Origin of the sequence: Streptomyces venezuelae ATCC 10712 (assembly GCF_008639165.1) — a bacterium.
GTDB classification, from domain to species: Bacteria; Actinomycetota; Actinomycetes; order Streptomycetales; family Streptomycetaceae; genus Streptomyces; species Streptomyces venezuelae.
This window is the reverse complement of record NZ_CP029197.1, coordinates 7560931-7574339: the sequence shown is the minus strand read 5'-3', so window position 1 is coordinate 7574339 and position 13409 is coordinate 7560931. Positions and strand designations below refer to the sequence as shown.

Annotated in this window: 9 protein-coding genes; all 9 read right to left on the bottom strand. The window is 72.7% G+C overall.

Annotated features, from left to right (window positions below; genetic code table 11):
* Positions 1–10: 10 nt before the first annotated feature.
* Positions 11–2845, bottom strand: coding sequence for a helix-turn-helix transcriptional regulator (locus tag DEJ43_RS34610; protein ID WP_015038105.1), 2835 nt, complete (start codon positions 2843–2845; stop codon positions 11–13).
* 104 nt (positions 2846–2949) lie between these two features.
* Positions 2950–3786, bottom strand: coding sequence for an alpha/beta fold hydrolase (locus DEJ43_RS34605; protein WP_015038104.1), 837 nt, complete (start codon positions 3784–3786; stop codon positions 2950–2952).
* Positions 3787–3922: 136 nt separating this feature from the next.
* On the bottom strand, positions 3923–6679 hold the full coding sequence (locus DEJ43_RS34600) for a helix-turn-helix transcriptional regulator (RefSeq protein WP_015038103.1): 2757 nt from the start codon (positions 6677–6679) through the stop codon (positions 3923–3925).
* Positions 6676–7563, bottom strand: coding sequence for a carbohydrate ABC transporter permease (locus DEJ43_RS34595; RefSeq protein ID WP_015038102.1), 888 nt, complete (start codon positions 7561–7563; stop codon positions 6676–6678). Before DEJ43_RS34595 ends, DEJ43_RS34600 begins: the two co-directional genes overlap by 4 nt.
* Complete coding sequence (locus DEJ43_RS34590) at positions 7560–8525, bottom strand: carbohydrate ABC transporter permease (protein ID WP_015038101.1); 966 nt, start codon at positions 8523–8525, stop codon at positions 7560–7562. The genes DEJ43_RS34595 and DEJ43_RS34590 overlap by 4 nt, the downstream gene beginning before the upstream one ends.
* Complete coding sequence (locus DEJ43_RS34585; RefSeq protein ID WP_015038100.1) at positions 8525–9850, bottom strand: ABC transporter substrate-binding protein; 1326 nt, start codon at positions 9848–9850, stop codon at positions 8525–8527. Before DEJ43_RS34585 ends, DEJ43_RS34590 begins: the two co-directional genes overlap by 1 nt.
* Positions 9851–9953: 103 nt before the next feature.
* A complete protein-coding gene (locus tag DEJ43_RS34580) occupies positions 9954–10679 on the bottom strand; it encodes an alpha/beta fold hydrolase (RefSeq protein WP_015038099.1) in 726 nt (241 codons plus the stop codon).
* Positions 10680–10796: 117 nt separating this feature from the next.
* Positions 10797–11513, bottom strand: a complete 717-nt coding sequence (locus DEJ43_RS34575; protein ID WP_015038098.1) for a GPR1/FUN34/YaaH family transporter — start codon at positions 11511–11513, stop codon at positions 10797–10799.
* 19 nt (positions 11514–11532) lie between these two features.
* Positions 11533–13404 (bottom strand): amidohydrolase, encoded by a 1872-nt coding sequence (locus DEJ43_RS34570; RefSeq protein WP_041664515.1) that lies wholly within the window; start codon positions 13402–13404, stop codon positions 11533–11535.
* Positions 13405–13409 lie beyond the last annotated feature (5 nt).

Below are 13409 nucleotides of genomic sequence, written 5' to 3'. Positions count from 1 at the left end.
TACGAAGCGATTACCCTCCGCTGTCGCGGAGCTTCGCCAGCCGGGTCAGCTCCGTGCGCGAGGTGACGTTCAGCCTGGTGAAGGCCCGGCGCAGGTGCGAGCTCACCGTGTGCGGGGAGAGGGAGAGGTGCTCGGCCGCCTGCCGGTTGGTCAGCCCTCGGGCCACGAGTCGAACTGCCCGTAGCTCCGCCGCCGTCAACTCGGGCCAGGCGTCGGAGAGTCCGGTCGTCGTCGGCCGGCGGCGGACACCGGCGGCCCGCAGGCGTCGGCGCACCCGCGCGACGTCCCTTTCGGCGCCCGCTCGCGTGTAGAGCGCGAGGGCCGTCTCGAAGTACGGGACCGCTTCCGCCGTGCGGGTGGCCGCCATCTTGCGGCCTGCGTCCTCCAGGGCCGACGCCCGTGCCAGTACGCGAGGGCAGTCCTCGTACAGCCGGACGGCGCGTACGAGAGGGGCGAGGTCGTTGTCGAGGAGTCCCCGGGCGTGCGCGGCGGTGGCGGCGAGGAACGGCAGGCCGGGATTGAGCGCGGCTCGCCTCTCTGCCATGGCGACGGCCTGCACGGCCCGTTCGTGGCTGCCCGCGCGCAACGCCATGCGGACGAGCACCGGGGCGTCGGCGGGGTCGATCAGCCCGGCGTAGGCGGGCCGGTCCGCGGCGGGTGACGTCATCACCCCGTCGAGTGCGGTCATGGCGCGGTCGGGCCGGCCTTCGAAGTCGGCCATCAGTGCCAGCATCCAGGAGCCGAAGTGCCGGACGACGGGGGCTGCGTCGCTCCGCATGCGCCTCGCCTCCGCCGCGTACGCCTCCGCGGTCTGCCGGTCGCCGGTGTGGAGGGCGACGCGCAGCATCACGTACCGGAGCGTGACGTCGGCGAGGTTGCCCGGGCCGGGATCGTCTGCCGTGGGGGACGCGGCTTCGGCGTCGGCCCGGGCGTCCGCCAGCCGTCCGGTCTCCAGAAGGATGCGGGTGCGGGTCATGAGCCACATGCGGGTGGCGGCCGTCCGGCCCTGCTCGCGGGTGATCCGGATGCCCTCCTCCGCGACGGCGAGCGCCTCCGCGGTGCGTCCGGTGGTGTTCGACAGGAGGGCGTGCCACAAGGCCTCCGGAACCCACAGCGAGGTGCTGACGCCCAGCGCGTCGGCCAGCGCGGCGGACCGCTCGGCCTGCCGGAACGCCTCGGTCAGGTCCATGCGGTGGAAACTCACGGCCGAGCGGACCGTCGTCAGGGTGGCCTCGGCGGAGCGGTCCCCCGCCGCCACCGCGGTCTCCCACGCCTCCGCGGCGACCTGCTCGGCCGCCGCGTGCTCGCCCGACATCGACAGGCCGACGGCGAGCATGGCGAGCAGTCGCCCCCTCGCGGCCGCGGAGATCCCGGGCAGTGCCGCCCCGGTACGGGCCTGCCGGACCGCCTCGGAGAAGTCGAACGGTGCGGCGAGGCGTGCCAGGGCGAGGCGGATGAGTGCCTCGTCCTCGGGTCGGAGACCGCCGGCCGCCAGGGCGGCGGTGCCGAGCTCGCGCGCCTGGGCGGCCCGGCCCGTCTGCCAGAGCAGCGGGATCGTCTCGGCGATGATCCGCGGCCGCTCCCGAGCGTCCGCCCCGGTGCGTTCCAGGGCCTTGAGGCTGCGCTCCGCGGCGGTCCCGGGGGCGGTGGCCGCGAGTTCCGCCGCTTCGGTACGCAGCCGGTCGGCGACCACCGTGTCCCCCGGCGCCGCCCTTTCGGCCGGTGCGGCATCGGCCGGTGCGCTCCCCGGCGGCAGCCCGGCGGCCTGACGGCGCAGGGCCTGACGCAGGGGCAGCGGGAGGCCGGCTTCCACCGCCTCACGGATCAGGTCGTGGCGGAAGGCGAGGCGATCGCCGCTCTCGGCGAGCAGATCGGCGTCGAGGGCTTCCCGTACGGCGGTGATGAGCGCCGCCGAGGAGGTGCCGAGCAGTTCGGCGAGCTGCGCGACGGTGACCGTGCCGCCGGCGGCGGCCGCCGTCTGCACCAGCTCCCGCGCCTGGTCGGACAGCTGGTCGAGGCGGCGCACGACAGAGGGGAGTTTTTGCGGGGCCGGGGGTCCGGCCGGCAGCTTCGCCGTGCCGTTCTCGATCGTCACCGCCTCGTCCCGCAGCGAGCCGAGCAGTTCGACCAGCAGCTGCGGCACCCCCTCGGCTCGGCGGGCGAGGCGGAGGACGTCCGGGTCGGGAGGAGCGCCGAGGACGTCCTCGGTGATCCGGGCGATCACACGGTCCTCCAGCGCTTCGAGGACCAGCTCGTGGGCGCCGGCCTGACGGATCCTGTCCAGGGTGGTGCGCACTCCGGACGGCACGCTGCCGGCCCGCACGGCGACCAGCCACAGGATCGGGTGTGACGAGAGCCCCGCCGCGAGCGTGTGGAAGGTGAGAAGGGTCAGGTCGTCGCACCACTGGAGGTCGTCGAGGACGACGAGCAGGGGTCCGTTCCGAGCCGCCTCCCGCAGGCGGTCCCCCAACTCCTGAAGGAGCCAGAACCGCCGACCGGGTGTCGTGGCGAGGTCGCGGAGGCGTTGGGCGCCCGACAACGGTTCCTCACCGGAGAGCACGCCTTCGAGGAGCGGGCCGAGCGGTACGAACGGTTCTCCGGGGCCCGCCGCCCCTTCGAACACCCGCGTCCCGCGCCGCCTCGCGGCCGCCGCAGCCTCTGCGAGGAACCGGGACCTGCCGATTCCGGCGGGGCCTTCGACGCGGACGATCCCGCCCGCTCCCCGGGCGAGCGCGTCGAGCCGCTCCTCGATGAACGCCAGTTCGGCTTCTCTGCCCCGGAGGGGTGCCCGTACGCCGTCCAGCTCCTCGGGCTCGGTCCTCGTCGTCACTCGGTTCACGCTCATACGGCGGATCAGTATGAACCATGTGCACCACCCCGGCGACGCCCGGCCCGGGGGCCGGGTGACGCCGGGTCTCCGGCGCCGCCCGGCCGGTCAACGGTGGGGTGTCACTTCGCCAGGAAGGCGAGGAGGGCGGTGTTGACCTCCTCGGCGTGGGTCCACAGCAGACCGTGCGGGGCGCCCTCGATCTCGACGTAGTCGGCCGACGGGAGCGCCTTGTGGAAGGGGCGCGCGGTGCCCTCGGCGGGCAGGATGCGGTCGGCGGTGCCGTGCAGGATCAGCGCCGGCACGTCGACGGCGGGGATGTCGGCACGGAAATCGGTGTACCAGGTCGCCGGCGCGGCGGAGGCGGCGAAGGAGCCGCCGCGGGCCGCGGTGTTCCAGCTGTTGCGGACGGCCTCCTCGCTGATGCGGCTGCCGAGGTTCTCGTCGAGGTTGTAGAAGTCGTTGAAGAAGGCCGTGTAGTAGGCGTACCGGTCGGCCTTCACTGCGGCGACGACGCCGTCGAAGAACTCCTTCGGGGCGACGCCGTCCGGGTTGTCGTCGCTCTTGAGCAGGCAGGGCTCCAGGGAGGCGAGGAAGGCGACCTTGGCGACGCGGCCGGAGCCGTACGTGGCGACGTAACGGGCGACTTCGCCGGTGCCCATGGAGAAGCCGACGAGGACGGCGTCCTTCAGATCGAGGGTCTCCATCACGGTGTTCAGGTCGGCGGCGAAGGTGTCGTAGTCGTAGCCGGTGGTCGGCTGGGAGGACTGCCCGAAGCCGCGGCGGTCGTACGTGATCACCCGGTGGCCGGCGTCGAGCAGCGCGGCGCTCTGGCGCTCCCAGGAGTGGCCGTCGAGCGGGAAGCCGTGGATGAGGACGACGGGCTGCCCGTCTCCTTGGTCCTCGAAGTAGAGCTCGATGGGGTTGGTGTTCTCCTGGCCCACGGTGATGTACGGCATGGGGATGGTTCCTCGATTCGGGTCGGCCGGTCCGCGCGTTCCAGCGGCGCGGTGTGCCCGTCACGCTAGGACCGCTCGCGCGTCTGCTGTTGCCGTACAGCGCACCACACCTTGCACAGGGGCGCAGAGGACGCGCTCAGTCGTCGACGGCCGGTCCGGCGTCGTCCTCCGCGAGGACGATCCGGGCCAGGTGGACCCTGGATCGCACCGAGAGCTTGCGGAAGATCGACGCCAGATGGGTGTTGACCGTGTGCGGGGAGACGACGAGGGCCTCCGCGGCCGACCGGTTGGTGTGACCGGCGGCGATCAGCCGCGCCACCTTCCGTTCCGAGGTCGTGAGCGCGGCCCAGCCCCGGTCGGTACGCGGCCGGAGGCGGCCGGTGCGCCGACCGGGGCGGCTCGTGGCCCGTTCGAGTTCGGCCCGGACCCGGTCGGCCTCGGCGTCGGCCCCGGCCTTGGCGTAGAGGTCGTGCGCCCTGGTCAGGGCGGGGGTCGCGGCAGCGTCGCCCGAGGTCAGGAGCGCGCGCCCGAGGTCGGCGGACGCAGCGGCGAGGGACAGCGGCCGGGGGCCGTCGAGGAGGATGTCCACCGCCCGCTCCAGGAGTCCGTGGTCGGCGTTCACCAGGGCGGACGCGTGCGCGGCCGTCCCCTGGGCGGTCGGCACGGTGGGGTTGCGGATGGCGTGTGCGGCCGCCTGGGCCGCGAGGTCCTCGGCGAGCTCCCGGTCCCCGCCGCGCAGGGCGATCCGCACGGCCTGGACGACATGGGGGCGCAGGAGCCGCCACCGGAGGAAGGGGTGGTCGCGCTGCACCGTCCGGACGAATTCGGCCGCTGCCGCGTGGTCGCCTTCGGCGTCGGCGACGACGGCCTCGAAGTACCGGTGGGTGGCGTGGTTGCCCGTGTTCGGCCGGTCGGCCACGGCCGCCCGTACGACGTCCAGGTGTTCCCGCGCGGCCTCGCGGTCGCCGCGCAGCATCGCGAGGAGGCCGCGGTTGACGCGGAGGTTGACCAGGTTGCCGGGCACGTGGAGGTCCGCTTCGAGACGCTCGGCGGTGACGAAGTCGGCGTCCGCGTCGTCGAGCCGCCCGAGCCCCATGTTGAGGGTTCCCTGGGTCCAGATGAGCATGGCGGGGCGCAGGGGAAGGTCGCCCGCAGTCCGGAGCAGTCGCCGTACGGCGTCGAAGTCGTCCAAGTGGATCAGGGCGATGGCCTCCTCGGGAAGGAAGGCCGAGTCGAACACGCTCAGCGCCGTGTGGTGTGCGACGGCCGCGGCGCAGTCGCCCGCGTTGAGGGCGATCTCGCCGAGGCCCCACAGCGCGAGGACGCGAGCCTCCCGGTCCCCTGCCCGCTCCGCCTCGGCGAGCGCCCGTTCGCCGGTCTCCCGGGCGGCCCCGAGGTCGCTCCCGCGGGACCGGACCAGGGCGTGCCGGGCGGTCAGCCGGGCGCGGATCGCCGGGTCGGTGACGGCGGCCAGCGCCGTCGTCGTGCGGCGGGTCAGTTCCTGGACGTCGTCGAGGTGCCAGAGCGTGTCGCCGAGGACGCACTGCAGACGGGCGAAGACGTCCAGGGGCGGCCGCCGGGCGAGCAGCGCGTCCCCGGTGTCCCGTGCCTGTGTGTACCGGCCCGCGCGGGTCAGCGCGACGATGGCGCGCTCCCCCACGTCGTACGCCATGGGCGCACGGGGCGGTACGAGTTCCAGGGCGCGTACGGCCAGGTCGGCGGCGAGGTCGGGCATCACGGCGATCACGTCCTCGGCGGCTGTGCCGAGCAGTGCGATGGCCTCCGTGTCGCCGGGTTCGGCGCTCTTCAGCAGGTGCGGGACCGCGTCGCCGGAGCTCCGGCCCGCCGCGACGAGCCGCCTCGCCGCCTCCCGGTGCAGTGCCCGGCGTACGGAGGGGGCGAGGTCGGCGTACACCGCCTGGCGGAGCAGGTCGTGGCGGAACAGGAGGCGTTCGCCGTCGTCGTGGAGGAGAGCGGCGGCGATCGCCTCGTCCACTTCGGCGCTCAGTCCTGAGGCGGGCCGGCCGCACAGGGCAGCGGCGTCGGCGAGCGAGAACGCGCGGCCGAGGACCGAGCCGATCCGCAGGAAGTGCAGGGTGTCCGGCCTGAGGTCGGCCAGTCGGCCGCGTACGCCGAGGACCAGTCGCTCGGGCGGTTCCGGCCCGTCCGCGCCGGTCGCCGCGATGCCCGAGAGGATCTCGGCCGCGAGGAAGGGGTTGCCGCCCGCCCCGTCGAGGAGCTCCTCGACCCGCGCGGGCACGTCCCCGCCGAGGACGTCGCGTGCCAGCTCGGCCAGGGCCGTCTCGGACAGCGGCCGCAGCGGGAGGGTCGTCGCCGGCGGCCCCTGCCCGTACGGCTCCGGGTTCTCCCTGCTGGTGAGCAGCCAGAGGACCGGGGAGCTGAGCAGCCGTGCCGGCAGGACGCTCAGGGCGAAACGGCTCAGCGGATCGGCCCATTGAACGTCGTCGACCGCGATCAGCACGGGCCTGCCCGCCGAGCGTTCCTCGATCAGCTGGGCCAGTCGCTCGACGAGCCAGATGCGCTGGTCGTGGTGGCCGGCGAGGTCCGCGAAGTCCGTGCCGGAGAGCAGCGGCGGGTCGCCGTGCAGGAGCCCGGAGGCCAGTGAGGCGAGCGGTGCCAGTTCGTGCAGTTCCTCGGCGCGTCCATGGCTGATGACGAACCCGTGGGCCCGTGCGAGCGAGACGGCCTCCCGCAGCAGCACGGTCTTGCCGATCCCGGGCTCGCCGAGGAGCAGCGCGATCGCTCCTCCCTCGCCGTCGCGCACCGCTGCGACGAGGGCGCGCAGCTGTTCCAGCTCGGCTTCGCGGCCCCGCAGCCCGGGCCGGCTGAGCCGGGTCGTCACGTCGTGTTCCTCGGGCCGGCCGGGGCTCATCCCTTGACCGATCCGGTGAGCAGTCCCCGGGCGAAGTGCCGCTGGAGGGAGAAGAAGACGAGCAGCGGGACGAGCGCGGCCACGAAGGCTCCCGCGGTGAGCCGCTGCCATTCGTTGCCGTAGGTCCCGGCCAGGCTCGCCAGTCTGACCGTCATCGGCGCGGTCTCGGCCGTACCGCCGGACAGGGTCAGTGCCACGAGGAGGTCGTTCCACACCCAGAGGAACTGGATGGTGGCGAAGGTGACGCAGGCCGGGCGGGCCAGCGGCAGCACGATCCGGAGCAGCAGCGTCCCGTGCGACGCGCCGTCGACGCGGGCGGCCTCGATCAGGTCCCGGGGCAGCGCGGCCAGGAAGTTGTGCAGGAGGAACACCGCGAAGGGCAGCGCGAAGACCGTGTGGGCGAACCAGACCTGGCCGAACCGCGCGGGACCGGTGAGGTGCCAGGCGGGCAGGAACAGCCAGCCCTGGGAGAAGAGCTTCAGGAGAGGAACGAGCGCCATCTGGAGCGGTACGACCTGGAGCGCGAAGATGCCGACGACGAGCGCGTCGCGCCCCCTGAAGTCGATCCAGGCCAGGGCGTACGCCGCGAAGAACGCGAGCACGAGCGGGAACAGCACGGAGGGAACGGTGATGACGACCGAGTTGACGAAGTACTCCGCGAGCCGCCCCGCCCCGTGACCGCCGCCGGACAGCACCTCTCCGTAGTTGTCGAGCGTGAAGCGCGGGGCACGGAACACGGTCCACCAGCCCGTCGTCTTGATCTCCTTCTCGGGGCGGAACGAGGAGAGCAGGAGGCCGAGGGTCGGTGTCGTCCAGAGGACCGCGATCACCACGGCGATCGATGTGAAGGCGCGGGAGGCCAGACGCTCCCGGACGCCGTTCACCCCGTCCTCCGCTGTGCCCGGATCTGGTGGGCGACGAAGGGGGTGACGAGGAGGAAGAGGAGCACGGCGAGCGCCGCCCCGCGGCCCGTCTCGCCGTAGCGGAAGGCCTGGTCGTACATCGCGTGGGCGATGACGCCCGTGTCGAATTGTCCGCCGGTCATGGTCTTGACGATGTCGAAGGCCTTGAAGGTGCCGATCGCCTGGGCGAGGAGCACGACGAGCAGCGTGGGCCTGATCGACGGAAGGGTGATCCGCCGGAGGATCTGCCCGTGGGACGCGCCGTCGAGTCGGGCCGCCTCGGTCAGCTCCGCGGGAACGGCCCTGATCGCGCCGGCCAGCAGGACGGCCGCGAAGCCCGCCTGTGTCCACACCATCGCCACGATGAGGAACAGGACGTTCCAGGGAGAGTCGACGAGCCACTGCCTCGGTTCGCCGCCGAAGGCGACGACGAGCTGGTTGAGCAGCCCGATCTGCCCGGCTTCCGCGGGGCGGTAGGCGTAGACGAATTTCCAGACGACGCCCGCGCCGACGAAGGAGATCGCCATCGGCGTGAGGACGAGGGACAGCGCGAACGCCCTGAACCGCGACCGTGCGACGGCCGCCGCGTAGTGCAGACCGACCGAGGTCGCGAGCAACGGCACGAGCACCACCCACGCGAGGGTGTTGCGCAGCGCCACCACCGCCCGGGGGTCGGTGACCAGCCACACGTAGTTGTCGAAGCCGGCCCACGCGTCTCCCCCGCTGTCGGTGAACGACAGAACCAGGGTGCGCAGACCGGGCAGGAGGAGACCGACCGTGAGCAGCAGCAGCGCGGGGGCCAGCAGGAGAAGGGCCGCGGCCCTACTCCTTACCGGCCCGCGGTGCAGCGCCAGCAGGATCAGGGAGACCACCGCCGCGAAGGCGGCGACGCCCTGGAGCAGGTACAGCAGCTTGGGCTGCTGGGCGACGGCGTCGAACGACATCAGCGGCTCGGCCAGGACCGTTCGACGGAGTCGGCGACCTGCCGGGTGCTCGCCCCGCCGATCCAGTCGACGGCCCCCTTCCAGAACGTCCCGGCGCCGACCGACGCCGGCATCAGGTCCGAACCGTCGAACCTGAACTGCGTCCTGGGGTCCTGGAGCAGCTGGATCGACAGCCGGTCGACCGGGGTCGCGGAGTCCGCCGGATCCACCCCCCGGTTCGCCGAGACGAACGAGCCCTTCCTCATCCGCGCTTTCGCGAAGTCCGCGGAGGCCAGGTACTCCTGGAACGCCCGCACCTCGGGGCGGTCGGCGAACGCCGCGGTGAACACTCCACCGCCCAGTACGGGGCGGTGCGCAGGGTCGGCACCCGGCAGGAGGAAGGCGTAGACGTCCTTGTCCGGTCCGATCTCGGTGCCCTTCGGCCACATGTCGGCGTAGAACGAGGCCTGACGGTGCATCGCGCAGTCCCCGGAGAGGACGGGCGTGCCGGCCTCCTGGAAGGAGACCGACGCCATCGACCGGGCCGGACCGAAACCGCCGTTGGCGTACCGGTCGTTCTTGAGGACGGACCCCACGGTGTCCATGGCCTTGATCACCCGCGGGTCGTTGAACGCGATCTCGTGGGCGACCCACCGGTCGTAGACGTCCGTGCCCTGCTGGCGCAGCAGGACGTCCTCGATCCAGTCCGTCACGGGCCAGCCGGTCGCCTCGGCGGACTCGATGCCCGCGCACCACGGCTTGACGCCCGACGCCGCGACCTTCTCGGTCACGGCCATCAGCTCGGCCCAGGTGCGGGGAACGCTCAGTCCCTTGTCCCGGAAGAACGTCGGGGAGTACCAGACGAACGACTTCACGTTCGAGACGAGCGGCGTGCCGTAGAGGATGCCGTCCACGGTCGCGTAACTGTTCCAGTCCGCCGACCAGCCCTGCTTCGCGAGGGCCACGACCCCGGCGCTCGCGGGCTTGAGCTTCCCGGCTCGCGCGAAGCGTTCCATGAGTCCGGGCTGGGGGAAGAACGCCACGTCGGGCGCGTTCCCGCCGTCGACCCGGACCTGGATCTGCGCCTCGAACTCCCCGTCACCCTCGTACCGGACGTCGATTCCCGTGCAGTCCGCGAAGTCCGCCCAGGTCTCTTCGAACAGATCGGCCTCCCGGTCCCGGTTCTCCGCGTAGACGGTGACCTCGGTGCCGGGGTGCTTGCCGTACCGGGCGTACGGTGCGCAGTCCGCTGTGGTGTGCGACCGCGAACCGCTGTCCTGCGAGGTTCCGCAGGCGGTGACGGCGAGGGTGATGACGGCGAGCGCGAGCCTCGCGCCGAACCTCATGGATGTGCTTCCTCCGATCGCCCGCCACATGTTCTCGGTGGGCGTTCCGGAAAGCTACCGCGTTCGAACGACATAGACCAATCGTTCGATGTTCAAGCGTCGGTCAGTGCCCCGTGGACCGGGCCGCGTCCAGGATCAGCTCCGCCACGGCCTTGGGCTGGGCGAGCATGACCAGGTGGGAGGAGTCGACCTCGACGGTGGTCATGCCGGCCCGCTCGTACCCGTACCGCTCCACATCGGGGTTGATCGTGCGGTCGGAGGAGGCGACCAGGCCCCACGAGGGCTTGGTCTTCCAGGCCGCGACCGGCGCCGCCTCCGAGAAGGCCCGTGCGGCCAGGGGGCGCTGGGAGACGGCGAGCACCGCGGCGAGGCCGGGGTCGACGTCCGCGGCGAAGAGGGCGGGGAACTTCCCGGGCTCCACCGAGACGTCGGTGCCGGTCTCGGTGGAGCCGGCCACGGGGAAGGGGGTGTAGACGAGCGCGTCGGCGAGGCCGGAGTCGGGGAAGCGGCCCTGCAGCTCGCCGAGGCTCTCGCCCTCTTCCAGGGCGTATCCGGCCAGGTAGACCAGCGCGCGGACGTTGTCCTCCGTGCCGGCGAGGGTGATGACGGCGCCGCCGTAGGAGTGTCCGACCAGGATCACGGGGCCTTCGACGGAACGGACCACCGAGGCGATGTACGCGGCGTCGTCGACGAGGCTGCGGTTGGGCACCGCCGGGGCGACCACGTCCAGGCCGGCGGCGGTCAGTTCGGGAATGACGCGGGCGAAGCTGGAGGCGTCGGCGAAGGCGCCGTGGACCAGGACGACGGTGGGGCGGGCGTGTCGGGGCATGGGGGAACTCCTCGGTGAGTGGATAGGGGGAAGGTGGTGGTGGGTTGGTTCACAGGGTCGAAGCGGGCTCTAGGCGCCTCGGGTACCAGGTCGGCGTACCCCCGGCGGGGGACGCGATCAGAGCGTGCGGCGCACGCCCGCCTGGCGTTCCAGGTTGCGGAGCTGGACCCCGAGGTCGCCTTCCACGGCGAGGTGGGCGGGACCGCTGCGGCCGATGGGCAGGACCTGCTCGCTGCGCATGTCCTCCAGCATCAGGGCGAACGCCGTGTACATCGCGACCAGCGCCACCACGAGGCCGAGCGCCCCGGACGTGCGCGTCAGCCATTCGGCTCCGGTGACGCCGGCGAGGCCGGTGGCCGCCCAGCGGGGCAGGGAGACCGCGAGGACGAACCACAGGGCACGCTTGGGCCGGGTCACGGCGGTCATCAGCGCGCCGAAGCAGAGGAGCGCCAGGTTGAAGACGCCGAGGACCTTCAGGCCGTCGGCCGCGCCGCTGAGCATGATGAGCGCGTAGGGCAGCCAGCTGCCGGCGAACACCGCCATCAGCGTGGCAGCGATCACGTCACGGGCGCCGAAGGCCAGGAAACTGACCAGGAGTTGGAGGACGAAGGCCGGAAGCACGGTGAAGGCGACGGCGGCACGGGCCTCCTCGCCGAAGATCCCGAGCTGGAGGCAGCCCGTCATCACGGAGGCGATGGCGATCGTGAAGAAGCCGAGCGGCATGGGTGAGGCGATGGGGCGCAGGTTGATCCGTGTCATCGACCGGAGGTCCGGCTCGAATCGGCGTCCCGGGGGTGCGTCGGGTGCCTCGTCGGCGGGTGGGGAGGCTGTCATCGTGTGTGCGGTCTCTCGTTCAGTGATCGAAGCAGGGGTCGACGAAGGACGGCGTCGTGTCCGGGACGGAGCCACGGGCGACGCGCCACCGGCGGTGCTGGTCGGACTCGGCGGCGGCCTCGGCCACGAGCGAGGCCTGATGGGCGCCCCCCTGACCCGACTGGTAGCCGCCGAAGTGGGCCACCGGGCTCCATTCCGGGCTGACCGGCGGGACGGCCTCGTCGAGACCCTCGTACTCCGCGGCCGCCCAGACGATCCGGCCGCCGACGACCGTGAGCACGGACTCGATGCCGGGAATGACCTCCTCAGGCACGGTGAGGTAGTCGTCGGACAGGACCGCGAGGTCGCCGTACGAGCCTTCTCGCAGGGTTCCCTTGACGTCCTGCTCGCCGGTGAGCCGCGCTCCGCCCAGGGTGTAGAGGCCGAGGGCGGTCTCGCGATCGATCAGGTTCCCTGCCGGGTGGAGGCGGGTGCCGCCGACCGTACGCCCGGTGACCAGCCAGTGGAGGGCGACCCACGGGTTGTACGAGGAGACGCGGGTGGCATCGGTGCCGGCGGCGACGGTCAGGCCCCGGTCGAGCATGGCCCGGACCGGCGGTGCGTGGGCGGCGGCCTCGGCACCGTACCGGTCGAGGAAGGCGGCGCCCTGGAAGGACATCCGGTTCTGGACCGAGACGGCGCCGCCGAGGGCGGCGATCCGGTCGAGGCTGTCGGCCGAGACGGTCTCGGCGTGGTCGAAGAGCCAGCGGTTGCCGCCGGGGAAGAGTCCCTCCGCGGCGAGCTTCTCGAAGACGGCCAGGTCGCGGCGGATCGTCTCGTCGTAGGTCGCGTGGAGCCGGAAGCCCCAGCCGTTCTCCAGGAGGAGCCGGACCGCCTGCTCGAACTCCGGCTCGTACTCCCCGAGTTCGGGCCGCGGTTCGGAGAAGTTCTCGAAGTCGGCGGCGGCCCAGGTCAGATTCTCGCCCGCGCCGTTGAGCCGGAGCCACTCGTCCCCGTCCCCCGGCTTGACCATCTCGGTCCAGCGCTTCAGGTCGGCGAGCTCCTGGCCGGCCGTCTGGGGGAAGAGGTGGTAGGCGATCCGCAGGGACAGTTCCCCCGAGCGGGCGAGGTCGCTGACCGTGGCGTAGTTGTCGGGGAAGTTCTGGAACCCGCCGGCGGCGTCGACCGCGGACGTCAGCCCGAAGCGGTTCAGTTCGCGCAGGAAGTGGCGCGTCGACGTCCGCTTGTCGGCCTCGTCGAGGGCGGGCGCCTTGGCCAGCGTCGAGTACAGAACGAGGGCGCCCGGTGCCGCGAGGAGGACACCGTTGGGTTCGCCGTCCCGGCCCCGTACGATCTGCCCTCCCCTGGGGTCGGGGGTCTCCCGGGTGAACCCGGCGGCCTTCACCGCGGCCCGGTTCATCAGCGCCGACTGGTACAGGTGCAGCACGAACACCGGGGTGTCGGGAGCGGCGGCGTTCAGCTCGGCGACGGTCGGCATCCTGCGCTCGGCGAACTGCTCGGCGGTCCAGCCGCCCACCACCCGGATCCACTGCCCCTTCGGGGTGCGGCCGGCCTGCTCGCGCAGCATCGCCAGGGCGTGCCGGAGGCTGCGTACGCCGTCCCAGCGCAGCTCCAGGACATAGTTCAGGCCGCCCCGGATGACGTGCAGGTGCGAGTCGTTGAGTCCGGGGATCACCCGGCGGCCCAGCGCGTCGACGACCTTCGTGCCCGGCCCGACGAGGTGGGCGAGGTCGTGGTCGTCGCCGAGGGCCGCGACCCGGCCGTCGCGGATCGCGACGGCGCGGGCCCCGGGGCGAGCGGGGTCGCCGGTGAACACCTTCGCGTTGCGGACGAGGAGGTCGGCCTGCGCGGGTTCCCGGCGCGGGGCGGGGACGAGGCCCGCGACGGGCATGCCGG

Bases quoted from the DNA above. Each gene is read 5' to 3' on its own strand.
- DEJ43_RS34610 (WP_015038105.1), bottom strand. From the start codon at position 2,845: ATGAGCGTGAACCGAGTGACGACGAGGACCGAGCCCGAGGAGCTGGAC.
- DEJ43_RS34605 (WP_015038104.1), bottom strand. From the start codon at position 3,786: ATGCCGTACATCACCGTGGGCCAGGAGAACACCAACCCCATCGAGCTC.
- DEJ43_RS34600 (WP_015038103.1), bottom strand. From the start codon at position 6,679: ATGAGCCCCGGCCGGCCCGAGGAACACGACGTGACGACCCGGCTCAGC.
- DEJ43_RS34590 (WP_015038101.1), bottom strand. From the start codon at position 8,525: ATGTCGTTCGACGCCGTCGCCCAGCAGCCCAAGCTGCTGTACCTGCTC.
- DEJ43_RS34585 (WP_015038100.1), bottom strand. From the start codon at position 9,850: ATGAGGTTCGGCGCGAGGCTCGCGCTCGCCGTCATCACCCTCGCCGTC.
- DEJ43_RS34580 (WP_015038099.1), bottom strand. From the start codon at position 10,679: ATGCCCCGACACGCCCGCCCCACCGTCGTCCTGGTCCACGGCGCCTTC.
- DEJ43_RS34575 (WP_015038098.1), bottom strand. From the start codon at position 11,513: ATGACAGCCTCCCCACCCGCCGACGAGGCACCCGACGCACCCCCGGGA.
- DEJ43_RS34570 (WP_041664515.1), bottom strand. From the start codon at position 13,404: ATGCCCGTCGCGGGCCTCGTCCCCGCCCCGCGCCGGGAACCCGCGCAG.